This is a genomic window from Fulvivirga sedimenti, assembly GCF_020328055.1.
The window spans coordinates 1-24,321 of record NZ_JAIXNE010000008.1 but is presented as its reverse complement, the minus strand read 5'-3'; the positions used below and the strand labels follow the sequence as shown (position 1 = coordinate 24,321).

General features: G+C 45.7%; 23 protein-coding genes and 2 rRNA genes. 12 read left to right on the top strand and 13 right to left on the bottom strand.

What is annotated here, in order from left to right; genetic code table 11:
- The first annotated feature begins 19 nt into the window (after positions 1 to 19).
- On the top strand, positions 20 to 1,591 hold the full coding sequence (locus tag LDX50_RS29210) for a nitrilase-related carbon-nitrogen hydrolase (RefSeq protein WP_225699848.1): 1,572 nt from the start codon (positions 20 to 22) through the stop codon (positions 1,589 to 1,591).
- On the opposite strand, the gene LDX50_RS29205 is transcribed toward LDX50_RS29210, so the two are convergent.
- The gene (locus LDX50_RS29205; protein ID WP_225699847.1) at positions 1,560 to 2,279 is read right to left on the bottom strand and encodes a DUF6048 family protein; all 720 of its coding nucleotides are present in this window, start codon (positions 2,277 to 2,279) and stop codon (positions 1,560 to 1,562) included. The two genes, LDX50_RS29210 and LDX50_RS29205, sit on opposite strands and share 32 nt — an antisense overlap.
- Entirely contained in the window at positions 2,254 to 2,700 is a 447-nt protein-coding gene (locus LDX50_RS29200; protein ID WP_225699846.1) for a DUF6452 family protein, read from the bottom strand. Before LDX50_RS29200 ends, LDX50_RS29205 begins: the two co-directional genes overlap by 26 nt.
- An 88-nt stretch (positions 2,701 to 2,788) precedes the next feature.
- On the opposite strand from LDX50_RS29200, the gene rimO reads away from it, so the two are divergent.
- The 5 genes from rimO to LDX50_RS29175 all read left to right on the top strand — a co-directional run bounded on the left by rimO (position 2,789) and on the right by LDX50_RS29175 (position 7,706).
- Positions 2,789 to 4,102 carry a 30S ribosomal protein S12 methylthiotransferase RimO gene (gene rimO / locus LDX50_RS29195; RefSeq protein ID WP_225699845.1) on the top strand — a complete coding sequence of 438 codons (1,314 nt, stop codon included), beginning with the start codon at positions 2,789 to 2,791 and terminating at the stop codon, positions 4,100 to 4,102.
- A 6-nt stretch (positions 4,103 to 4,108) separates the two neighbouring features.
- Positions 4,109 to 5,674, top strand: coding sequence for a bacillithiol biosynthesis cysteine-adding enzyme BshC (bshC, locus tag LDX50_RS29190; protein ID WP_225699844.1), 1,566 nt, complete (start codon positions 4,109 to 4,111; stop codon positions 5,672 to 5,674).
- The gene (locus LDX50_RS29185) at positions 5,664 to 6,236 is read left to right on the top strand and encodes a 5-formyltetrahydrofolate cyclo-ligase (RefSeq protein WP_225699843.1); all 573 of its coding nucleotides are present in this window, start codon (positions 5,664 to 5,666) and stop codon (positions 6,234 to 6,236) included. The genes bshC and LDX50_RS29185 overlap by 11 nt, the downstream gene beginning before the upstream one ends.
- 96 nt (positions 6,237 to 6,332) lie before the next feature.
- Complete coding sequence (locus LDX50_RS29180) at positions 6,333 to 7,256, top strand: DUF2167 domain-containing protein (RefSeq protein WP_225699842.1); 924 nt, start codon at positions 6,333 to 6,335, stop codon at positions 7,254 to 7,256.
- 144 nt (positions 7,257 to 7,400) lie between these two features.
- On the top strand, positions 7,401 to 7,706 hold the full coding sequence (locus tag LDX50_RS29175) for an isoamylase early set domain-containing protein (protein WP_225699841.1): 306 nt from the start codon (positions 7,401 to 7,403) through the stop codon (positions 7,704 to 7,706).
- A gap of 31 nt (positions 7,707 to 7,737) precedes the next feature.
- On the opposite strand, the gene LDX50_RS29170 is transcribed toward LDX50_RS29175, so the two are convergent.
- From LDX50_RS29170 to LDX50_RS29155, 4 genes are read right to left on the bottom strand one after another with little or no spacing between them, the layout of a single operon-like run.
- Positions 7,738 to 8,517, bottom strand: a complete 780-nt coding sequence (locus LDX50_RS29170; RefSeq protein WP_225699840.1) for an amidohydrolase — start codon at positions 8,515 to 8,517, stop codon at positions 7,738 to 7,740.
- Positions 8,518 to 8,520: 3 nt separating this feature from the next.
- Positions 8,521 to 9,075, bottom strand: a complete 555-nt coding sequence (def, locus tag LDX50_RS29165; RefSeq protein WP_225699839.1) for a peptide deformylase — start codon at positions 9,073 to 9,075, stop codon at positions 8,521 to 8,523.
- A 35-nt stretch (positions 9,076 to 9,110) separates the two neighbouring features.
- The gene (gene ruvX, locus LDX50_RS29160; RefSeq protein ID WP_225699838.1) at positions 9,111 to 9,524 is read right to left on the bottom strand and encodes a Holliday junction resolvase RuvX; all 414 of its coding nucleotides are present in this window, start codon (positions 9,522 to 9,524) and stop codon (positions 9,111 to 9,113) included.
- 1 nt (position 9,525) lies between these two features.
- Positions 9,526 to 10,266 (bottom strand): iron-sulfur cluster repair di-iron protein, encoded by a 741-nt coding sequence (locus LDX50_RS29155; RefSeq protein ID WP_225699837.1) that lies wholly within the window; start codon positions 10,264 to 10,266, stop codon positions 9,526 to 9,528.
- A gap of 155 nt (positions 10,267 to 10,421) precedes the next feature.
- On the opposite strand from LDX50_RS29155, the gene LDX50_RS29150 reads away from it, so the two are divergent.
- Genes LDX50_RS29150 through LDX50_RS29130 form a run of 5 tightly spaced genes read left to right on the top strand, consistent with a single transcriptional unit; the run spans position 10,422 to position 15,143 of the window.
- Complete coding sequence (locus LDX50_RS29150; protein ID WP_225699836.1) at positions 10,422 to 12,056, top strand: S41 family peptidase; 1,635 nt, start codon at positions 10,422 to 10,424, stop codon at positions 12,054 to 12,056.
- Position 12,057: 1 nt separating this feature from the next.
- Complete coding sequence (locus LDX50_RS29145; RefSeq protein WP_225699835.1) at positions 12,058 to 13,215, top strand: homogentisate 1,2-dioxygenase; 1,158 nt, start codon at positions 12,058 to 12,060, stop codon at positions 13,213 to 13,215.
- A gap of 10 nt (positions 13,216 to 13,225) precedes the next feature.
- The gene (locus LDX50_RS29140) at positions 13,226 to 14,560 is read left to right on the top strand and encodes a DNA recombination protein RmuC (RefSeq protein WP_225699834.1); all 1,335 of its coding nucleotides are present in this window, start codon (positions 13,226 to 13,228) and stop codon (positions 14,558 to 14,560) included.
- The gene (locus tag LDX50_RS29135) at positions 14,557 to 14,937 is read left to right on the top strand and encodes a co-chaperone GroES (RefSeq protein WP_225699833.1); all 381 of its coding nucleotides are present in this window, start codon (positions 14,557 to 14,559) and stop codon (positions 14,935 to 14,937) included. Before LDX50_RS29140 ends, LDX50_RS29135 begins: the two co-directional genes overlap by 4 nt.
- Positions 14,937 to 15,143, top strand: coding sequence for a hypothetical protein (locus LDX50_RS29130; protein WP_225699832.1), 207 nt, complete (start codon positions 14,937 to 14,939; stop codon positions 15,141 to 15,143). The genes LDX50_RS29135 and LDX50_RS29130 overlap by 1 nt, the downstream gene beginning before the upstream one ends.
- Here the strand turns inward: LDX50_RS29130 and hemB are convergent.
- Complete coding sequence (hemB, locus tag LDX50_RS29125; RefSeq protein WP_225699831.1) at positions 15,140 to 16,111, bottom strand: porphobilinogen synthase; 972 nt, start codon at positions 16,109 to 16,111, stop codon at positions 15,140 to 15,142. The two genes, LDX50_RS29130 and hemB, sit on opposite strands and share 4 nt — an antisense overlap.
- A gap of 1 nt (position 16,112) precedes the next feature.
- Positions 16,113 to 17,396: an ornithine--oxo-acid transaminase gene (rocD, locus tag LDX50_RS29120; RefSeq protein WP_225699830.1), complete on the bottom strand. Its 1,284-nt coding sequence runs from the start codon at positions 17,394 to 17,396 to the stop codon at positions 16,113 to 16,115.
- Between the two features lie 74 nt (positions 17,397 to 17,470).
- On the opposite strand from rocD, the gene LDX50_RS29115 reads away from it, so the two are divergent.
- On the top strand, positions 17,471 to 18,139 hold the full coding sequence (locus tag LDX50_RS29115; RefSeq protein ID WP_225699829.1) for an HAD family hydrolase: 669 nt from the start codon (positions 17,471 to 17,473) through the stop codon (positions 18,137 to 18,139).
- 2 nt (positions 18,140 to 18,141) lie between these two features.
- Here the strand turns inward: LDX50_RS29115 and LDX50_RS29110 are convergent, their stop codons facing one another.
- The 5 genes from LDX50_RS29110 to LDX50_RS29090 all read right to left on the bottom strand — a co-directional run bounded on the left by LDX50_RS29110 (position 18,142) and on the right by LDX50_RS29090 (position 24,067).
- Entirely contained in the window at positions 18,142 to 18,723 is a 582-nt protein-coding gene (locus LDX50_RS29110; RefSeq protein ID WP_225699828.1) for a TetR/AcrR family transcriptional regulator, read from the bottom strand.
- A 32-nt stretch (positions 18,724 to 18,755) separates the two neighbouring features.
- Positions 18,756 to 19,502 (bottom strand): SDR family oxidoreductase, encoded by a 747-nt coding sequence (locus LDX50_RS29105; RefSeq protein WP_225699827.1) that lies wholly within the window; start codon positions 19,500 to 19,502, stop codon positions 18,756 to 18,758.
- An 82-nt stretch (positions 19,503 to 19,584) separates the two neighbouring features.
- Complete coding sequence (locus tag LDX50_RS29100) at positions 19,585 to 20,751, bottom strand: extracellular catalytic domain type 1 short-chain-length polyhydroxyalkanoate depolymerase (protein ID WP_225699826.1); 1,167 nt, start codon at positions 20,749 to 20,751, stop codon at positions 19,585 to 19,587.
- A 192-nt stretch (positions 20,752 to 20,943) separates the two neighbouring features.
- Positions 20,944 to 21,055: ribosomal RNA gene (gene rrf, locus LDX50_RS29095) — 5S ribosomal RNA — on the bottom strand.
- A gap of 119 nt (positions 21,056 to 21,174) precedes the next feature.
- A 23S ribosomal RNA gene (locus tag LDX50_RS29090) occupies positions 21,175 to 24,067 on the bottom strand.
- Positions 24,068 to 24,321: the final 254 nt, after the last annotated feature.

Here is a 24,321-nt window from a genome sequence, read left to right as displayed (position 1 = left end):
TGCTGAATAGTTTTGTCACATGACAACAACAAACTCACTCTTCAGAAAACACAATCTGCTCATGCTGGCCATTGCCTGCATCTCGGGGTTAGCGCTTTCCCCAAAGTGGACAATACTCATTGCGGCCTGGATTTCCCCCGCTGCATGGCTTTATCTTACCAGGAAGACAAAGCTGTGGCAGATAATCGTGGTATTTATCATCCTTCAATCGATTATTACGACGATCGGTAATCTGGATATAATGCCCTTACCCCTCACGGTAATGATTGCCTTTAACCTGATTGGATCCGCCATCTCCCTGATTCCTTATCTCTCCGACAGGTTTATGGCAGGAAGGGTTAACCGAGTGCTTCACTCACTGATCTTTCCTTCAGTCATGACGCTTTGTACATATCTCTTCTCCCAGGGACCATCCGGTACGTGGGGAAATATTTCCTATACACAAAGTGGATGGCCCATACTTATGCAGTTTGCATCTGTTGGCGGGATATGGGGTGTGAGCTTTCTGATATATTGGTTCGCTCCCGTTATAATAGATGTTATTGAACGTCGATCTATCCGCCAACGCAGCAGTATCGTCTATTTAACCTGCTTTGTCGGAATTATGGGATACGGCCTTATACGATTAAACATGCCTGCCGATAATAATAAATCGATCGCCATTACAGGCATTGTTGCCAATCCACTAAGTATTGGTGAAGCACTCTATGAAGCAGAGTATGGGGAAACTGTGAAAATTCATCCCAGGATTTCACAATCCGATCCATTAATTATAAAACTTAACGAGGCCTATATTGATTTTCTGAAAGATCCCTTTAATCCGGTTTATTCCGCCGTGATCCGGTCATTTGATACTAATGCGAATGAGCTGTTCGAAAGGGCAGAAAGAATAACCCAAGCCGATAACCAGGTCATTGCCTGGTCTGAGGGAGCCTTCTCAACGATCAAACCATTGGAAGAAAAACTTATCGGCAGAGCCAGGGCGTTCGCAATGGAAAGCAGTAATACAATTTATTTTCCGATGGCTGTTTTCAGGCCAGGTGAAATTCTTCCCGGAATCCCATTTATCGAAAATAAAATTCTGATCATCACACCGGACGGCGAGACTGTCACCACCTATTTCAAAAATGTGCCAATAAAGGGAGTGGAGCCTTCTTTTCCCGGTGACGGGAACATCCCTGTATTGAAATTAAACGATATAAATATTTCTCCTGCCATCTGTTACGACGCTGATTTTCCAAACCTGATATCACAAACAGGAAATAAGCAGGTTGACCTGCTGATACTGCCGTCATCAGACTGGTATGCAATAAGGGAGATTCATGCTACAATGGCATCGATTCGTTCCATAGAGAATGACCTGACAATATTCAGGCCCACCGCCAACGGTAATACCCTGGCAATAGATGGCAGAGGTCGTATTCTAAGTAAAAACAGTTCTTTTTCGGGGTTTGATGGTATATACCTGAGTCAATTGCCCATTGGTGGAAATACAACTCTTTACAGTCAAATCCCAATGGCTATCCCTTTGATAAGCTCATTAATCCTGATCCTTGGCATCATTCTGTCCGTGGCAAGGAAGACGGTATAACTACGGTAGAAGGTGGTTTGGATAGGGGTAAACGAAAGATAAGCCAGTAGTTGAACTCCCATGTCGATCGAAGGTCTGCCCTTCCATAGCCGGGAACGTGCTGAGGTATCAGCGGCTGATCTTCAAAAGTTGTAACTGCGAATTTAAACCTTCCGGTGTATCCCATCCATACCGCCTGGAAAAGCTTAACACGCATGCCAGCAACCAATTCAAACCAGTTTGCCTTAAGTTTGGGATTCTGAAGGGTTTGCTGACTTTGACCCCAAAAGGGATCATCGAGTTCATAGGAAAGCTCGTCGGAAAATGAATTAAAAGCATAACGCAAACCCATGAAGAGCGCGCTTCGATCCGGATCGCGAAAAAGGAAATTGATGTCCGGACCAATTCGGAAATAACTGCCGTCTGCTTCATAAACCGAGCTGCCGGATTCAAATTTTCGATATTCCTGTCCGTATTCAACATTGAATGTATACTTGTAAATGTCGATCCCGGCATAAAAATTCAACCAGTCGAGGTCATCCCTGATAAATGTCTTGGCTCCACTGATCAGATCGACACCAACTGTAAGTCCGGTTGGTTTGAATTTTCCCCTGGCTGAATCGGGATAAAGGATGATCTCCTGGGACATCACAGGAATCGCAAGCCATACCAGCAGCAGGAGACTAATTGTATATCTGTATATCCTCATTCACCTGTTCATTTGGAATCCGGTTGACGATCCGAATAGAATCGAAGTCACAACGGGAATAATCCAGTTCCGAATAAATAAATTCAATACCGCAATCTTCTGAAATGAGTCGCGTGCCCAGATTATACACCAACACAATGGTATCCCTTCCAAGGTTGGTATCAAACGCATATGTAGTTAGCGAGCCCCGTGGATCTAACGGGAGGCGAACGGAATTAACGGTGTCCTGTTCAGCCAGCAAACTGTCGGACCCAATGGCCGTAACACGCCTCAATACCAGTGACGTATCGGGAAGGTTTGTGGCCAGGTCATAAAAGCGGACTGTTATGAAATCGGTCGTCGTATTTACACAATCCGGATCATCGAGACAGGCTTGTCCGACAAGCATAAAAAATACAATAATTATCAGGGCTTGCTTCATGCTAATTCCGACAAATATAAGTATTGCTGATGCAACGTTGAAGCAAATTTATTTTTCTTAATTTTGTCGACCATTTACGGAGAACATTTTGAAAACGAAAGGCAGGAAAAAGAATCGGGTAAACATTGTCACATTGGGTTGTTCCAAAAACCTGGTGGACAGTGAAGTAATGCTGACGCAGCTTCGCGGCAACAATGTTGATGCCGTACATGAATCTGCCGACGAGGCCAATGTTGTGATCGTTAATACCTGCGGTTTCATTGATAACGCGAAACAGGAATCTATCGATACGATTCTTCAGTACATTGATGCGAAGCAAAACGGTATTATTGATAAGCTTTATGTTACCGGATGTCTTTCCCAGCGTTACCGGGAAGATATGGAAAAGGAGATGCCGGAGGTGGATGCCTTTTTCGGCACCATGGAACTTCCGCTGCTTCTGAAACGGTTCAAGGCAAATTATAAACATGAGCTGGTGGGAGAACGCATTCTCACCACTGCACAGCACTACGCATACATGAAAATCGCCGAAGGCTGTGATCGTCCCTGTTCATTTTGTGCTATTCCGCTCATGCGCGGAAAGCATGTTTCAAAACCCATGGAGGAGCTGGTGGATGAAGCACGGCACCTGGCGGCAAGAGGCACGAAAGAACTCCTGTTGATTGCACAGGATTCCACCTATTACGGACTGGATCTATATAAAAAACGAACGCTTGCAGAGTTGATGAACCGGCTGGCGGATGTGGATGGTATTGAATGGATACGGCTTCATTATGCATTTCCAACCGGATTTCCGCTGGATGTGCTCGATGTAATGCGCGAGCGGGATAATATTTGCAACTATCTGGACATGCCTTTACAGCACGGTTCCACAAGGATTTTGCAGCATATGCGCCGGGGAACGACACGTGAGAAACAGGAAGCTCTCATAGAGACCATACGTGAAAAAGTTCCTGGAATTGCGTTGCGTACCACTCTGATTGCGGGGTATCCGGGCGAAACAGAGGAAGATTTCGAGGAAATGCTGGGATTTGTGGAGAGATCAAGATTTGAGCGTCTTGGGATTTTCACCTACAGTCATGAGGAACAAACGCATGCATATAATTTCGACGATGATGTACCTGAGGAAGTGAAGCAGGACCGGGCAAACCAGATCATGGATGTGCAGGCAGGAATATCCGGGGAAATTAATGATTCAAAAGTCGGAAAAACCTTCAAAGTGCTGATCGACCGCATGGAAGGCGGAAAATATATTGGACGGACTGAAATGGACTCTCCGGAAGTCGATAATGAAGTGATCATCACTTCCGAGGATTTACCACTTCGAATTGGCGACTTTGTTCAGGTAAAAATTCAGGATGCCACTGAATTCGATCTGTTTGGCTGTCCCGATTTAAACTAAATTAAAATGAAACATACACTGGTTGATCTAAAGGATACAGGGAGTTTTTCCGGGTTTTTTCTGGACTACCTGGCCGGCAAAGACCAGTTGAGATCATTTTATACCGAAACGCCGGATATCAAAAATTTCGGCAAACAAATAGAACGGTCTTCCTTTCCACAGGCCCGCAGAAAAATCCTTGTTGATACACTCACCCTTCAATACGAAGGAATGGAACTGGAAGAAGAAGTTAGGGCGAATCTGGGATTACTTGGAAATGGTAATACCTATACAATAACTACAGGTCACCAGCTCAATATTTTCACCGGCCCACTTTACGTGATCTATAAACTTGTCACGATTATTCGAGCGTGTCAGGATTTGAAAGCGCAATATCCTGAACATAATTTCGTCCCGGTATACTGGATGGCCAGTGAGGATCATGATTTTGCTGAGATCAACCATTTTCATTTCAATGGCGAAACGTATCGCTGGGACACAGATCAGATGGGAGCCGTAGGCCGGTTCCTTACCTCTGATATGAAGCCGTTGCTCGAAAAATTATCAGCTGTCCCCCCATTTTTCCACCAGGCATATCAGGGCAGGAAAACAACCCTCGCTCAGGCAGTCAGGAGCTACCTGAACCACCTCTTCGGTGAATATGGTTTACTGATACTGGATGCGGACAATCGAGCGCAGAAGTCGCTGCTGCAGAAGGTAATGGAAGACGACATACTCCATCAGCGGATCAAACCAGTAGTAGATGCAACGACCGACCAACTCGAATCACTTGGTTACAGTACGCAGATACATCCGCGCCCCATTAACTTCTTCTACATTTCAGAAAATGGTCGGTTCAGAATTACTGAAGAAGGGGGAACCTTCACTCTTGTCGATGGTGACCGATCTTTCACGCGGGCAGAAATAGAAAAGGAAATTGCTGAATTCCCCGAAAGATTTAGTCCGAACGTCGTTCTTCGCCCGCTTTACGAAGAGCTCATACTTCCGAACCTGGCATATGTTGGAGGACCCTCTGAACTGGTGTACTGGCTCCAGCTGGGCGGCTTATTCAAGGTATATGATGTTCCTTTTCCCATACTTCTTCCCAGAAATTTTGCGCTTATTTTACCAGAACATGTGGAAAGAAAGAGGGAAAAAACCGGTTTGGATATCCTCGACCTGTTTCAGGATACCGAATCACTGATTGCTGACCAGGTTCGAAAAACCAGCAGCCGGGAATTGAGTCTTGAAATGGACCAGGATGAGTTAAAAAAGATTTTTGATCAGATTCGTGAAAAGGCCAGCAGCATAGATCCGACACTGGTACCGCATGTTGAGGCGCAGCAGGCCCGACTTCAGCGTACAGTTGAAAATATTGAAAAGAAGTTTATTCGTGCTGAAAAACGTCATCATTCTGATCTTAGAAATCAGATCACGGCGCTTCGTGAGTCACTCTTTCCGGGGGGCACATTACAGGAGCGGTATGAAAATTTCCTGAATTTTTATCAGAATGATCCTTCTTTCATTGAAATGCTGATGCAAACATTTGATCCTTTTGATCTTCGTTTCAATATTATCACCTATGGTAAGTAAGTCGGTACTGCGTAAGGTATATCTCGAGAAAAGAATCTTCCTTTCTGATGAGGAATACGAACTACGATCCAGACTTGTCCGCGAAAATTTTCTACGCACCTACCCTCCTGAATCGTTCGAATCGCTGCATGTCTTCCTTCCGATTACAGAAAAAAAAGAAGTCAACACCTGGTTGATTATTCATGAAGTGCGCAAACGAAATCCGGATATTCAGATCTATGTATCAAAAAGTCTGAAGAATGGAATTCTGCATCATTACCTGCTGGAGGAAGACACCCGGTTGCGGGTAAGTCCGTGGGGCATTCCGGAGCCGGACGGTTACGAACCGATCACACCTGGTCATGTAGATATTATCCTGGTCCCTCTGGTCATTTCAGACAGATCCGGTCATCGTATCGGATATGGCATGGGATATTACGACCGGTTTTTGAATGAGGTTTCCAGCACTCATCAGGTAGGCCTCACGTTAAGTCCGCCGCTCGACGAGATCAAAACCGCTGAGGATCACGATGTTCGGCTTTCAGCCTGTATTGGTCCCTACCTTTCAGAGTTCTTTCAATAGTTTACATTTCATCAGGAAAGCGAAGAATCCTTACAATGTAGGTTCGCGGAAAACTGAAGTCCCTAAATTGCCAATCGACCACTAATTCATGTCTACGTGAAATCAATTCTTATTTTACTATTGTCTGTAGTAACTTTTAATTCATGGGCTCAGGACGGGATTGACTCGGTATTTCTTCAGGAATACGAAGAATACTATGCCTATGTGGATTCGCTGGAAGAACAGCTCACATATGATTCCGGAATGGTTTTGCTGGGAGAATACCTTGCAACAGCTGCTCTGCCTGAGGGCTATCGATATCTCAATCCACAGGAAACAAATAAAATTCTTGTCGACAGCTGGGGAAACCCGCCCACAACCACGCTGGGTATGATTGTGCCTGCGGGCGTAAATCCATACAGTTTTGAAGGCTGGGGCGTTGTTATCACCTATGAGGAAGATGGCCATATCGAGGATGAGGATGCTTCTGATATTGACTTTGAGGATTTACTCGAGACCATGCAGGAGGATGTTCAGGACGAAAATGAAATTCGCGTTCGGGAAGGTTATGAACCCTATCAGCTGGGAGGATGGGCCGAGCAGCCGCACTATGACCCTGCAACACATAAATTATACTGGGCACTCGAATTACAATTCGGCCATGAAGACGAAGCCGTTTCAACGCTCAATTACAATGTGCGTATTCTGGGTCGTGAGGGAGTTCTGGTATTGAACGCTGTTGCCGGGATGGAGCAGTTTACGGAAGTTCGTGAACACATGACAGATATACAGAATTTTACTTCCTTCGCAGAGGGCAACAAATACAGCGATTACGACCCTTCATTCGACCGTGCTGCAACCTATGGGATAGGTGCCCTGGTAGCAGGAAAAATGGCTGCGAAAACAGGCTTTTTTAAAATTGCCATGGCCTTTTTTGCCAAGGGCTGGAAATTTATACTGCTTGCGCTGGCAGCAGCGGGTGCCTTTATTCGGCGTGCTTTAACGGGTGGCGGAAAGGAAAAAAAGGATGCTCTCTCCTGAGAAAAAGGGAAATCTTCCTAAATCGCTCAAAAAGAAAGGTTTACCGCATACGTTTGCGGAATTCTTTACAAAAAAGCTACCATAATTCAATATTCTTTGATTGCTTTGCAGTACGAAATTTTTCGTTAAACAAACAGAGAGAAAATGGCTATTAAGAAACAGTACCTTAAGAGCAAGCCCAATGTAAAAGTTACATTGACGCTGCCCAAGCAGGCCGCCGAGAATGCGAAGAAGGTAGAGGTTGTTGGAGACTTCACCGATTGGAAAAAAGGTGTACCGATGACTAAACTGAAAAATGGAAATTACAAAGTTACGCTCGACCTCGAGCCTGAAACTGAGTATCAATTCCGCTACCTGATCGATAACAAGGTCTGGGAAAATGACTGGGATGCTGACAAATACGTTAGCAACGGTATTTCACTGGAAGAAAATTCAGTGATTGTACTTTAAAAAATGAACGGGCCGCTCGGCCCGTTTTTTTTTATTCTATTTTGAAGGAATCTGCATCTTCCTGAACAGGAAACTTTTTACGATAATCATACAGTCCAGACTTGCTTAGCCAGATTGTTGCAACGTCTTCCTCCCCCTTCATCTGAAGTATTTCCTTTCCTCTTGGATCAACCACCTGGGATTCTCCCAGGTAGTGCACACCATTTCCATCTTCGCCGATCCGGTTAACCCCTGCGACATAGGACGAATTTTCGACCGCACGTGCTTTTAGCAGCAAATCCCAGGCATTGGCACGTGGAGCCGGCCAGTTTGCCACAAATAATGCGAGATCATATTCGAATCCGTTCGTATATGTATTGCGGATCCAGACCGGGAAACGAAGATCATAACATATGAACGGTGCTATTTTCCAGCCTTTCAGTTCACAGATCAGTTTTTGTGTTCCTGCGGTATAATGACTATGCTCACCTGCCATGCGAAACAAATGTCGTTTGTCATAATGGAGGATGTGGCCCGAAGGCTCTACCCATAATAGCCGGTTATAAAATTGCTTACCCTGCCGGATCACACAACTGCCGGTTATTACGGCGTTAGTGCGGGCAGCCATCTGTTTCATCCAGCGATATGTGGTGAAATTTTCCGGCTCAGCCACTTCTTCAGCATCCATGGTAAATCCGGTTGTGAACATTTCAGGAAGTACTATCAGATCCGTTTTTACATCGGTGATTTTTTCTTCCAGCATGGAATGGTTGGCCTGGGGTGTTTTCCAGTAAAGGGGAATTTGAACAAGCGTGATCCGCAGGTCATCCATGGATCAACGTTTCACAGGTAGTGCTACGCGGTATTCCACTTTCATTTTACCTTTAGTAATATTCTGCAGTTTTCCCTTAAGCATGCGCTTTTTCAATGAAGAAAGGTAGTCGGTAAACAGAACTCCCTCGAGATGATCATACTCATGCTGAATGATGCGGGCCTTCATGCCATCATAGGATTCGGTATGTTCTTCCCAGTTCTCATCAAGGTATCGAATTGTGAGTTGTGCATTTCTCTGAACCTCTTCACGGATATTAGGAATACTTAGGCAGCCTTCTTCAAACGGCCACTTATCGCCCGTCTCTTCCAGAATTTCCGGATTGATGAATACCTTTCTGAAATCCTCCATCCCTTCCTCTTCCAGAGGAGAGCCATCAACAATAAATACACGGATACTTTTGCCGATTTGTGGCGCTGCCAGCCCGATTCCCTGTGCCGCCGCCATCGTTTCGAACATATCTGTAATTAACTCTTCCAAATCCAATTCTCCGGGTTCTATATCGCGCGCACGTTTCTTCAACACCGGATCACCGTAAACAACTATGGGATAAATCATACCTTTTAATCTAAGCGTACAAAATTAAAGATTTATCAGGAATTTTGCTCCAGATAAGACTGTAAGATCAATGTCGCACTGATCCGGTCAAGTCTTTCTTTCTCTGCCCTTTTCTTTTTGTTCAGCCCTCCTGCCAACATACTATCAAACGCAATTTTACTGGTAAAACGTTCATCGATTGACTCCACGCGCACTCCGGGAAACGTTTTTCGATAGGTCATAATTACATCACGCACTTCCTGGGTAATATGTGTATCACGATTTTGCAGATCTGCCGGCATACCAAATACTATAATATCAACAGATTCTGTTGAAAGGTATTTTTTTATGTATTCCATTAATTGATCCGAAGGGACCGTTTCCAATGGATTTGCAATAATTCGAAGGGGATCGGTAACGGCGAGGCCACATCGTTTTTTGCCATAATCGACGGCCAGAATCCTGCCCAAACTAGTTGAGGTTTATTTTCTCTGAGAATAATTTCCGGGCCTTATGCTCCATCATGAGCGCCTTTGGAAATAAAATTTCATTTTCCACCCGGGCATGTGTGATAAGCTGATCCTCCAAAAGCCCAAGTTCAGAATAAATCACCTTCAGATGGAGGGATGCGTCCGGGGCCAGGTGATAATCGGAAGTGAGTTTACGAATACCCTTCATTTCATCGTCATGCTCATAATGCTCCATGGCATATTTCTGAAGGGAATGTTTTTCCATCAAATAATAAATTCTGGAAGGATTGCCTTTTCCATGTAAAAACTGCTGCAATGCGTGCACATAGGAAAAAAGAGTATCTTCTTCCTCATAAATATGATGGATGAAATCTTCCACAAAAAGTGGAAAAACCAGCTTCAGGTCATGACTTATTTCCTCCCTGGACGGAAGGTTATGTATGAGTGAGGCCAGATAAGGCAAACGCTCTTTCACAAACATATGATGCGTGTGCTTCAGATATTCGATAATAAGCTCAATGGGATAATTCTGCAGGCTGACCTTTTCTTCACACGAAACATTTCCTACCGACTCGAGCCGGGCCATTACTTTGGCGGTATCGAGACCGCGCTCAGCACAAGCCTGTGAAAGGGTCTTGTTACTGTAGTTATAAAATTCAATACCGAAATAATAGAGAACGGCTCCGAAAACATAGTTTTCTCCAACGATCTCGCCTATCTTTTTCTTTACATCCGAAGCCATTTTCAAATTTACAGAAGTCTGCGGTAAATTGTAAGAAATATTTGACTGATTAATAGCATATTTCTACCGATCACCCGGTACTACCAACAAAAAATTGCACCCTTCGTTATAGAGGTAATATTTGCGTATTTTTGATTATTGAAGAAGATTGTAATATGGATTCAGAAAATAAAAAGAACAGCCGATATCAAATAAGTCTTCCGATTATTCTGGCCATTGGCCTGGCAGGCGGAATTCTTATCGGCGCCACATTTTCCGACAGTCCGAAAGTTCAAAATGACCTGGGTGACAATGTCCAGAAATTCCGGGAGGTATTAACACTGATCGACCGCAGTTATGTGGATGAGGTGGACATGGACGGGCTGGTTGAAAATGCTATTGAACACATGTTAACCGAATTGGACCCGCACAGTGCGTATATCTCAGCAAAAGACAGGATTGTTGCTAATGAGGAGCTGCAGGGAAATTTTGAGGGAATCGGAATCGAGTTCAACATATTTAAGGATACCATCGTGGTAGTAACACCACTGAGCGGCGGCCCAAGTGAAAAGGTTGGGCTGAAATCGGGAGATCGCATTGTAAAGATCGATGGTGAAAATGTTGCTGGTGTGGGATTCACCAATGAGGATGTTCGTAAGAACCTCAAGGGCCCGAAGAATTCACTGGTAATGGTTACAGTAAAACGTCCTGGAACAAGGGATCTGCTCGACTATGAGATTGAAAGGGACAAGATTCCCCAATTCAGCGTCGATGCCCATTACATGATCGATGATGCCATTGGATATATCAAAATCAGCCGTTTTTCGGCGACAACCTATGATGAGTTCAAAACTGCACTTGTCGACCTGAAGGAAAAAGGGATGACCAAGCTGGTGCTCGACCTCCAGTCGAATCCCGGTGGCTATATGAACCGGGCTGTTGAGATTACCGACGAGTTTCTGCCGGACAAGCAAAAGATCGTTTACACCAAAGGCAAGCAAAAAAGGTATGATGATGAACTTTATGCCGAAAGGGAGGGATTGTTTGAAAAAGGCGACCTGATCGTACTGGTGAATGAAGGCAGTGCGTCAGCATCAGAAATTGTTACCGGTGCTCTCCAGGATAACGACCGGGCATTGGTTGTCGGCCGGCGCACCTTCGGAAAAGGACTGGTTCAGGCACCCATCGACCTAACAGATGGTTCAGAGTTACGGCTTACAATATCAAGATACTATACCCCTTCGGGCAGGTCGATTCAGAAACCCTATGATGACCGGGAAGACTATGCGAAGGATATGATGGTTCGTTATGAACAGGGTGAATTTTTCAGTGCCGACAGCATACATTTCAATGATTCACTGAAATACGCTACCCGCACAGGGCGCACCGTGTACGGGGGCGGAGGTATTATGCCGGATTATTTTGTGCCACTGGATACGATGAACGCAAGTGCATATCTGAACCGGTTATTTGCAAACAATTCGGCACAGGAATTTACCTTTAAATATGTAGCTGAAAATAAGGAAAAACTGGAAGCAATGGGCTACGAGAATTTTTACAAGAATTTCACCGTGTCCAACTCCATGCTGGATCAACTGGTTTCGATCGGGCAGACCAACGGTGCGAAGCCTGATCTTTCCGATCTGAACGAAAACCGGGACCTGTTCAAATTGCAGATAAAGGCACAGATCGCACGGCAGATCTGGGATAACCAGGGATTTTATCCCATATACAATCAAACAAATGAAGTGCTGCAACAAGCCATCAAATTGTTTGACGAGAGCACCAAACTGGACCGAACAAAGATGTAATATGTATTATCACAAATTAGGAAATATACCGCCCAAAAGGCATACACAATTCAGACAACCCGATGGTTCTCTGTATGCTGAGGAATTAGTTAGCTCCAAAGGCTTTTCAGGTGTTTATTCCAACCTGTATCACATACATCCGCCAACACGGATCAAGCGCGTTGGTGATAGCAAATCGGTGGCTGTGAAACTCATGAAGGATTATGGACTGAAGCAGACACATCTGAATACATCCGGTCTGAAGAGTACAGGGGGTGATTTTCTTTCCGGCCGGAAAATCCTGATGAAAAACTCGGATGTCGCGATTGGATTGTGCTATCCGGATGAACTCTCAATGGATTATTACTACAAGAATGCCGAAGCCGATGAGGTTATCTTTATCCATGATGGTGAGGGAATCCTTCATTCCCAGATGGGCGCATTGAAGATTCGCAAGGGAGATTATGTGGTAATACCGCGGACGGTGATCTACCGGCTGGAATGGTCATCCGGTCCTGTTCGTCTCTTGATTGTGGAATCCGCAAGCCCTGTGGAAACCCCGAGACGTTACAGAAATGAACTCGGACAGCTTGAAGAACATTCTCCGTTTTGCGAAAGGGATATCAGGCCACCACATGATTTGATTACGGAAACGGAAAAAGGTGAATTTAAGGTGATCATCAAAAAAGATGATCATCACCATACGTATTATTACGAACACAGTCCGTTCGACATCGTCGGCTGGGACGGATTCCTGTGGCCCTATGCTTTTTCAATTCATGATTTTGAACCCATCACGGGACGCATTCACCAGCCACCTCCGGTACATCAGACATTCCAGGCACACAATTTTGTGATTTGTTCATTTGTGCCAAGGCTTTTCGATTATCACCCACAGGCAATTCCGGCTCCCTATAATCACTCGAATATAGATTCTGATGAGGTACTTTTCTATGCCGAAGGAAATTTTATGAGCAGAAAGGGAATCGACCGGGGGTCATTCACCCTTCACCCGGGTGGTCTGCCGCATGGTCCGCATCCCGGAACTGTCGAAAAAAGCATTGGAGCCAAAGAAACGCATGAAATTGCCGTAATGGTAGATACCTTCAGGCCCCTTTATCTCACAGAGGAGGCGATGCCTTTCGTGGATGAGAAATATCCGATGAGTTGGACAGAATAGAAGAGAAATTATGGATGTAACGCTTATAGCCATTGGAATAGTTGGTTTGCTGATTGGCGGCATTGTGGCATGGCTATGGACAAAAAACAGGCTTTCTGAAGAAGTCGACAAGGAACGAAGTGCTGCTGAAAATTACCGTGTTCGTTATGAAGACGCTTTGAATGACCTTGAGGGAATGAAAAAGGAGGTAGCCGGAGAACGGGAGAAAGTACTCGATCTTAACAGGGATTTGTCAACATCAGAGGCCAACTATCGGAACCTCGAAGAACGGCTGAAGCAACAGAAGGAGGAACTTGAAAACATTCGGGAGAAATTTTCCCTGGAGTTCAAGAATCTTGCTAATCAGATCTTCGAAGAAAAGAGTAAAAAATTCACAGAGCAAAACCGCAGCAACATCGGTGACCTGCTGAATCCACTTAAGGAACGGATTGAAAAATTTGAGGAAAAGGTGGAGCGATCAAGCAAGGAATCCATTCAATGGAATACCGCGCTTAAAGAACAACTAAACCACCTGAAAGACCTCAATCAACAGGTTACAAAGGAAGCAGTTAATCTCACAAAGGCCCTCAGGGGTGATTCCAAGACCCAGGGTAACTGGGGTGAAATGCAACTGGAGGCCATTCTGTCTAAGACCGGACTGGAGAAGGATATTCATTACTTTACCGAACAGAACTTCAAAAACGAGGAAGGCCGAAACCAGCGACTTGATTTTATTATCCGCATGCCGGACGATAAATATCTGGTACTCGACTCAAAAGTATCGCTAACGGCATATTCACAGTATTTCGATACAGATGATGAAAATATTCGTAAGGAGTGTTTACAAAAACATATGGTAAGCATTAACGGCCATATAAAACTACTCAGCTCCAAGAATTATCAGAATCTCTACGATATCAACCAGCCGGATTATGTAATGATGTTCATTGCGAATGAACCAGCCCTTACCATTGCCCTCAGGGAGGACCCGAATCTCTATGAGCGGGCGCTGGAAAATAATATTGTGCTGGTTTCAACTTCCACACTGATGGCCACACTGCGCACCATTTCCTACATATGGAAACAGGATCTGCAGAACAAGAATGCGCTGGAAATTGCACGCCAGGCGGGTTCGCTGTATGATAAATTCACGGCATTCACCGATGACCTTGTGAAGGTTGGAAAGAATCTTGAGCAGACGCAGGGAAATTACAGGGAGGCGATGAAGAAGCTGAGTGAAGGTCGTGGTAACCTGGTCCGCAAGGCGGAAAAACTGCGCGAGCTTGGCGCAAAGACGAGCAAAAATATGGATAACCGGCTGATTGACCGGGCCGGTGATGAAGAAAACGATGATTTGGAAGAATGACAACACAACTTACGCCCGAAAACAGGTTCAAGAAGCTCATAGTGGTTGGAGACAGGGTATTGATCAAGCCCAAGGAACAAACGGAAAAAACTGAAAGCGGATTATTCCTTCCTCCCGGGGTTCAGGAAAAGGAAAAAATTCAAACCGGTTACGTAATTAAGACAGGGCCCGGGTATCCTCTGCCGTTGCCATCTGATGAGGATGAATTCTGGAAGGGTTCGGAAGAACAGGTAAAATACCTTCCATTACAGGCCAGGGAGGGCGATCTTGCTATTTTTATACAAAAAGGGGCCATTGAGGTGATATATGAAGGTGAAAAGTATTTCATCGTACCCCAATCATCCATTTTAATGCTCGAAAGGGAAGAGGATCTTTAATGGCCGCAAGATCATTTGATACGATCCGGGTGGGAAAGAAATACCGGTTGACAAACTTTGGCGAGACTTTCGATTTTGAGGTTATGTCGCGCCTTCATGACCAGAACTACCGACTGAAGGATTTATATACCCTTGAATCATATGAGCTCGACGACCTGATCCGATGGGGAAAAGGGAATGATTTTGATTTTGACGAATTGCGTTAGTCCTGCTGCCCGGCAAATTCCTTCGCAAAGTAAGTAAGAATGATATCTGCTCCAGACCTTTTGATTGAAAGCAGCTGTTCATTCATTACGGTCTTCCTGTCAAGCCATCCTTTTTCGGCAGCCGCCGAAACCATAGCATATTCTCCGCTCACATGATACGCTGCGATGGGCAGCTGCACATTTTCCTTCAAAAGTTTTATAATATCCAGGTAGGGCAATGCAGGCTTTATCATCAGAAAATCTGCCCCTTCCTCTGCGTCGAGATAGGCTTCATATAGGGCTTCGCGCTGATTGGCAGGATTCATCTGGTATGTTTTTTTATCACCGCTTTTAGGAGCTGAATCGAGCGCATCGCGGAAAGGGCCATAGTAACCACTTGCGTATTTGGCAGTATAGCTCATAATGGATACATCTGTAAATCCCTCCCTGTCCAGAGCTTGTCGAATATAACCCACACGTCCGTCCATCATGTCTGAAGGACCGATGATATCCACTCCACTTTCCGCCTGTGCTACCGACATTGCAGCAAGTACTTCCAGGGTCTCATCATTCAATATCACGCCATTTTCATCGACAATCCCGTCATGTCCATCAGAACTGTAGGGATCCATGGCAACATCAGACATGATGCATGCTTCGGGAAACTCCTGTTTGATCCGCCTGAGGGCCTTCAAATAAAAGAAACCAGGATCCTGGCTTTTGGTAGCCATTTTATCCTTATGCTTTTCATCGACTACCGGAAATATGTCGAATGCACGAACCCCCAGTTTCATGCACGATTCAATTTCCATGAGCATTTGATCAATCCCCAGACGGAAAATGCCGGGCATAGATTCAACCTCAAGCGTAGCGTTCGGCCTCTCAAGGAGAAACAGGGGATAGATCAGATCATTGGTGGTGACATGAGTTTCCTGAACAAGGTCACGAATGACAGCCGATTTCCGGTTTCTTCTGGGTCTGATAAACATTTCAATCAGTCGATTTGGTGAAGTTGAGAATTGTTTTCTCAATAATATCACAGCATTCATGCAGCTGATCCTCGGTCATAACAAGGGGTGGAGCGAAGCGTATGATATTGCCGTGAGTTGGTTTTGCGAGAAGTCCGTTCTCCTTTAGCTTCATGCAGATTTCCCATGCGGTGCTGCTTTCTTCGCTGTCGTTGATAACCACCGCGTTCAGGAGACCTTTACCACGAACCAGTTTTACAAGATCTGAATTTGCTGAGAGTGTATTCATTCGCTCTCTGAAGATGACGCCCAATTTGCGTGCATTTTGCATTAACTTTTCGTCGTAAACGACCTCCAGTGCTGCCAGGGCTACTTTACATCCCAACGGATTTCCACCAAAGGTACTTCCATGCTGACCAGGTCTGATCACATTCATGATATGATCATCGGCAAGAACGGCAGAAACAGGATAGGCCCCGCCGGAAATGGCTTTCCCCAGTATCAAAATATCAGGGCGAGTATATGTCGCCTGACGTTCACATTTATTTTCACATGTGCAGTCGCCGCAAATCCTGAGCAGGCTGCCGGTTCGTGCAATACCTGTTTGTATTTCATCTGCGATAAAAAGCACATTCCTTGAACGGCACAATTCGGCGCACGCCTGAATATAATTATCGTTTGGTACGTAAACCCCTGCTTCGCCCTGAATCGGTTCTACCAGAAATCCAACCACGTTATCATCTTCCAGAGCATTTTCCAGTGCCTGGACATCGTTGTAGGGTATTCGTATGAATCCGGGTGCGTATGGCCCGAAATTATCCCGGGCATTATCATCGCTTGAAAACGAAATAATGGTTGTCGTGCGCCCGTGAAAGTTATTTTCACATACGATAATCTTCGCCTGGTTTTCAGGAATATTTTTTCGTTCATAACCCCATTTACGGCAAATCTTTATGGCGGTCTCCACTCCTTCAGCACCTGTATTCATAGGCAGAACTCTGTCGAAACCAAAATAGTCAGTAACATAGGCCTCAAACGGCCCCAGAACGTCGTTATAAAACGCACGGGAAGTAAGTGTAAGCTGATCAGCCTGATCCTTCAGCGCGCCAATAATTTTTGGATGACAATGCCCCTGATTTACCGCGCTGTACGCACTCAGAAAGTCAAAATACCTTTTCCCTTCAACATCCCAGACGAATACACCCTCGCCCCGCGACAAAACTACCGGAAGAGGATGGTAATTATGTGCTCCATGCTTATCTTCGAGAGCGATGGCTTCCTGGCTTTTTGTTATGGTAACTGACATAAATTTTGTGTTTAGGATCAGACATCAAAGCTACGAAATTGGGCCTTCATAAAAAATTTGAATCCACCAGTTGAATGATGCATAAAGCGAACACATTTGGGGCAATTTTCGATATGGATGGCGTACTTATCGACAGCAATCCTTATCATAAGAAATCACTTAAGGCTTTTGCGAAAAGTCACGGCTACAATCTGAATGAGCAGGAATTACGGGAAAAGATCTATGGCCGGCAGAATAAGGAATGGATTCCCAATCTTTTTGACCGCGAGATGACTTTCGAGGAGATTGATCGTTTTGCACGGGAAAAAGAGCTTCATTTTCAGAAGATTTTTGAAAAGGATGTAAAATCACTCCACGGCTTGATTACATTTCTCAAAGAACTGCAATCAGAAAATGTACCCCGCGCCATTGCCACATCCGCTCCCCGCATGAATGTTGATTTTGTTTTTCGACATACCGAGATAGGCAACTATTTTGGGCTGGTTCTGGATGATTCCCATGTGAAACGAGGTAAGCCCGATCCTGAGATTTATCTGAAAGCGAGTGAATTGCTTGGCTTTGAACCAGGCGGGTGCGTTGTCTTCGAAGATTCGTTATCAGGGGTGGAAGCAGCTCAACGAGCAGGTTGTAAGGTTATCGCAGTGGCTACGACCCATAGCCATGAAGAATTTGAAAATGTATCAATGATAATTGATGATTTCTCTGCTATTACCCTGGCTGACGTAAGCAAACTGTTCGAATAATATCAGGAGATCAGGGCATTTAATGCAGTTTTTGCAGCATCCCTCAGAAAAGTAATATCATCAGTCGCACGGCTGACGGCACGCAGACCTACCATATTCACGTATAAAAATCTGGTCATTGCCCGGGGGTCATTGGTATCCCTTACTTCACCACGGCTTATGGCCTTTTCAAAGAACGGGAGAAAATGCGACTCAAACTCATCGTAGTTTTCCTGGATGATTGCCTTGACGGCGTTGTCTTGCCACGCCATTTCGGTGGATGAATTCACAATAAAACAACCCTTTTTTTCTTCGTCTGTAACTATGTCACGGAGCAGCATATTGAAAAAGGAGGCGAGTGCTGCGGTAAACCCCGATGATTCTTGAAGAAAGTCGAACGCGTGCTGCTGACCCCGCTTATAATGCTGGAATGCAGCAAGGAAAATGGCATGTTTGTCACCAAAGGTGCTGTACATACTGGACCGGCTGATACCCATGGCGTCGACAAGGTCCTGCATCGAAGTGCCATGATACCCTTTCATCCAGAAGAGGTCCATGGCACGTTCCAATGCATCTGTTTCATTGAAGGCTTTGGTGCGAGTCATATTCGGAATGATTATTCCAAATATAATAAAAATTATTTTGCGGCCATACCGCCGTCAATCACCAATTCCTGTCCGTTGATAAATCCATTTCCGGCAACCTGAAGAACGAGTGAGGCCACTTCAGCGGATGTTCCGAATCTCTTCAAAGGAATCTGGGAAAGTATTCCTTCTGCAGTAGCTTTTAACTGTTCTTCAGAAAGATCCATCTTGCTGAAAATGGGAGTTTCTATAGGTCCGGGACTAATTGCATTGACGCGAATTCCGCGTTCAACGAGTTCGGCGGCCAATGTCTGTGCAATGGATTTGACGGCCGCTTTAGAAGCAGCGTATACACTTGAATTGAGCATTCCTATCTGGTTCACAATTGAGCTTGTAAGCAATACGGAAGAGCCGTGTCGCAGGTAGGGTAATGCATATTTGACTGAGAACAATAACGATTTTACATTAAGATTGAACTGCTCGTCATAATGTGACTCATCGATCTGATCAAGCGGGCTGAACCTGGCGATGCCCGCATTCAGGTAGAGGACATCAATCTGCTTGTAATGGTCACCTGCCGCCGTAATAAAATGGCGTGTTTGTTCAAGATCTGAGAGATCAGCGGTAATCACCTGATCAAACAGGTCGGGAAACTCCCTGAGGGTTTCGGTTTTGCGTTCTTCATTCCGGGCATTCGTGACTACAATGGCTCCCTGATTTTTAAACTGAACCGCTGCTGATAATCCAATACCGCTGTTCCCGCCGGTGATCACTACGATCTTGTTTTTGAAATTACTCATGGATATTAATGTTTAGTTTCTAATTGGAACGTTCGTTCCAATAAAAGGTTGCGGATGAATACCGATTTTTTTCAGGATGAATTTAAATTTTGATAATTCGTTCAGAGAAAACGGATCCGTCGGCCTGAATAAGGCGGACTATATAAGCTCCCTGAGGCCAGGAGATGATATTGAGTGAATGATCACCGGGTGATAACTGATCCTGTGTAACGGTGGATCCTTTCAGGTTTATAATGGAGAGCACTGCCGGTTGTTCGATATGAATGCGGAGCCTATCAGAGGCCAGTGTAGGATATATGGCTGTCCCCTTTGCGATCGCTTCGTCCAGGCTTGTGATAATACGCGGTTCCCTGGGGTTAGGGTGCGTATAATTTGTAAAGAATTCCCATATGAGTGTATGGGCGCTGATATCCTTATTGGTAACACCGAGTTGTGGTTGATCAATAATGGCTCCCGGCCAGGTATGGCCACCGCCATTGATACGATAGAAGTCGACCGCCACTTCACCTTCACAATTCGAATAGACTGTTCGTGTGACGGTTGAATTATCATCCGGATCTGTATCTTCCAATTCTGTAATGACCGGATCACCCGCGCAGGTATTCTGTTCTACCCAATAGTTCATAACATCAGGTATACTGTATCCAAAATCAGAACCGTCATATGCCACAACACCGTCATCAGTTCCATGAAATTGGATAACCGGAACAGGTCTCTGAGGATCACATTGTGTGAATGAGTCCCTGACCATCGAGCCGGTAACTGATCCGATTGCCGCGATTCGGTCACTTAATTCACAAGCCAGCATGAAAGACATATAGCCGCCATTCGACATTCCTGTTGCATATACCCTGGAAAGATCAATGGAATATTCGTTCCATAGGAGGTCAATCATTAAATCAATGAAGCCGAGATCGTCAACCCCTGTTCCAAAATACGCATCCCAATGCTGGCCGGTCCCAAGCGGTAAAGTTGCAACAAGTCCTTCCGGATAGACTACTATAAAGTCATTTACATCGGAAAGAAAGTTGAACCGGGAATACACTGATTGTTCAGTTGCATTGGAGCCAAAGCCATGCAGATTGATTACCAGCGGCAGATTGGTTTCACCGTTGTATCCGGATGGAAGGTGAATCAGATAGGTACGTGTTTCACCGTCATGTTGAACGGTCTTGCGGATGAACTGGCCAAATGAGCTGGTCCACAGCAGAATTAACAGGGGGAGGAGGAGTATATTGCGACGAATCATTCCTTAAAATACACATATTAATTAAATCATCTTGCGATGAAAGGCTGAATATTGTCTCGTTAACCCCTATTGTAGCAGACCAACAATCGTTGTTGGCTTTCCTGGTAAGTAATAATGTTCGCTGATGTTCTTACTGTTTCATATCAGTCATAAAAAAACCCTGCAAGGAACACCTCACAGGGTTTTGATAAAATCTGGCAACGACCTACTCTCCCACATGTTACTGCAGTACCATTGGCGCTGTAGGGCTTAACTTCTCTGTTCGGAATGGGAAGAGGTGGACCCCTACGCTATAATCACCATAAAGCGTTGCCCTGGCAACGTCCTGAACTTGTTTCAGGACCTACAGGGTGCCCGGGTCAGACCCGGGACAATTTTTTAATCATGACAGTGTTGTGAAAGAATTAAGAAGGGCAGTAGCCCCAGAGAAAGTGTACGGGTAATTAGTACTGCTCGGCTTTGACATTTCTGTCTTTACACCTGCAGCCTATCAACGTCATCGTCTATAACGTCCCTTTAAAGAAGTCTCATCTTGAGGTGAGTTTCGTGCTTAGATGCTTTCAGCGCTTATCTCTTCCTAACGTAGCTACCCGGCGGTGCAGCTGGCACCACAACCGGTACACCAGAGGTTAGTCCAACCCGGTCCTCTCGTACTAAGGTCAGATCCTCTCAAACTTCTTACGCCCACAACAGATAGGGACCGAACTGTCTCACGACGTTCTGAACCCAGCTCGCGTGCCACTTTAATGGGCGAACAGCCCAACCCTTGGGACCTTCTCCAGCCCCAGGATGTGACGAGCCGACATCGAGGTGCCAAACCTCCCCGTCGATGTGAGCTCTTGGGGGAGATCAGCCTGTTATCCCCAGAGTACCTTTTATCCTTTGAGCGATGGCCCTTCCATGCGGAACCACCGGATCACTATACCCGACTTTCGTCCCTGCTCGGCTTGTTGGCCTCACAGTCAAGCTCCCTTATGCTATTGCGCTCTGCGTACGATTACCAACCGTACTGAGGGAACCTTTGGAAGCCTCCGTTACTCTTTTGGAGGCGACCACCCCAGTCAAACTACCCACCACACACTGTCTCCGACATTGCCGGATTAGGCATCACATAAATAAAGGGCGGTATTTCAACAACGACTCCCCAACGCCTGGCGACGCCGGTTCATAGTCTCCCGCCTATCCTACACATCATTTACACAATGTCAATGTGAAGCTATAGTAAAGGTTCATGGGGTCTTTCCGTCCCGTTGCGGGTACGCGGCATCTTCACCGCGACTACAATTTCACCGAGCTCATGGCTGAGACAGTGCCCAGATCGTTGCACCATTCGTGCAGGTCGGAACTTACCCGACAAGGAATTTCGCTACCTTAGGACCGTTATAGTTACGGCCGCCGTTTACTGGGGCTTCAGTTCAATGCTTCTCCTAATAAATTAGAATAACATCCCCCCTTAACCTTCCAGCACCGGGCAGGTGTCAGGCCTTATACATCATCTTTCGATTTCGCAAAGCCATGTGTTTTTGCTAAACAGTCGCCTGGGCCTTTTCACTGCGGCTTCTCTGTGCAAGCACAGAGGAAGCGCCCCTTCTCCCGAAGTTACAGGGCTATTTTGCCTAGTTCCTTAGCCATGAATCACTCGAGCACCTTAGGATTCTCTCCTTGACTACCTGTGTCGGTTTGCGGTACGGGTACCATTAACATTACTTAGAAGTTTTTCTTGGAAGCCTGATTAGGGCCACTATCCGCGCTCCCGAAGGATTGCGGTACTATCAGGTTCAGCTAGACCGGCGGATTTGCCTACCAGTCCAATACCTACACCCTTTAACGTACTATTCCGTCAGTACGCGAGCCTTTCACTTCTCCGTCACTCCATCGCTGTTAACGGTAGTATTGGAATATTAACCAATGGTCCATCGACTACCCCCTTCGGGTTCGCCTTAGGTCCCGACTAACCCTGATCCGATTAGCGTTGATCAGGAAACCTTAGTCTATCGGTGGGCAGGTTTCTCGCCTGCCTTATCGTTACTTATGCCTACATTTGCTTTTCTATCCGCTCCACCATGGCTCACGCCACAGCTTCGCCGCAAATAGAATGCTCCCCTACCCAGTATTACTACTGCCATAGCTTCGGTACTATACTTAATGCCCGATTATCATCGATGCCCTGTCGCTCGACCAGTGAGCTGTTACGCACTCTTTAAATGAATGGCTGCTTCCAAGCCAACATCCTGGCTGTCTCGGCAACTGGACCGCCTTAGTTCAACTTAGTATAGATTTGGGGACCTTAGCTGTTGGTCCGGGTTCTTTCCCTTTCGGACAAGGACCTTAGCACCCTTGCCCTCACTGCAGAGATTCATTTACTAGCATTCGGAGTTCATCAGGATTTGGTAGGATGTGACTCCCCCTAGTCCTATTGGTAGCTCTACCTCTAGTAAACACTCTCCACGCTGCTCCTAAAAGCATTTCGGGGAGTACGAGCTATTTCTCAGTTTGATTGGCCTTTCACCCCTACCCACAGCTCATCCAAACACTTTTCAACGTGTACTGGTTCGGGCCTCCAGTGCGTGTTACCGCACCTTCACCCTGGCCATGGGTAGATCACCAAGTTTCGCGTCTACCCCCACTGACTATGCGCCCTATTCAGACTCGCTTTCGCTCCGGCTGCGTCCTTAAAAAGACTTAACCTCGCCAATGAGGAGTAACTCGTAGGCTCATTATGCAAAAGGCACGCCGTCACCAGTCTTGCTGGCTCCGACCGCTTGTAAGCGTATGGTTTCAGGTTCTATTTCACCCCGTTATTCACGGTACTTTTCACCTTTCCCTCACGGTACTGGTTCACTATCGGTCTCTCAGGAGTATTTAGCCTTACCGGATGGTGCCGGCTGGTTCAGACGGGATTTCACCTGTCCCGCCCTACTCAGGATACTGATCGCATACGTAAGGTTACCCTTACAGGACTCTCACCTTCTCTGGTCCGGTTTCCCAACCGGTTCAGGTTCTATTACGTATACTCTTTTCAGTCCTACAACCCCCATCATGCCGTAACATAATGGGTTTGGGCTGTTCCGCGTTCGCTCGCCACTACTGACGGAATCACTCTTGTTTTCTCTTCCTCCGGGTACTTAGATGTTTCAGTTCTCCGGGTTTGCCTCCGATTGCTCGGATACTTAGTCTTCAACTAAGTGGGTTGTCCCATTCGGAAATCTGCGGATCAACTCGTATGTGCCAATCCCCGCAGCTTATCGCAGCTTATCACGTCCTTCATCGCCTCTGAGAGCCTAGGCATTCCCCATACGCCCTTCTCTACTTTCTCTAGTTTCTTACGGTTGCGTCTGCATAATTCAACGCAACCCTAGATTTCTTTTTCGTTACTACCTATTTCAGTAATACTCTCGTATTACTGGCTCGTAATTCTTTCACAACATGTCAATGAACTTTTTTGCGCCGTTATCCACCAAAGGTCAAGCATCCCTCACATAGGATCCTTAAGCCAGGTGCAACGCAATGCGGTTACCCCTTCCGGGCAACCCAATACTCTTTCGATAAAACCAATCTGCTTCTGCCATT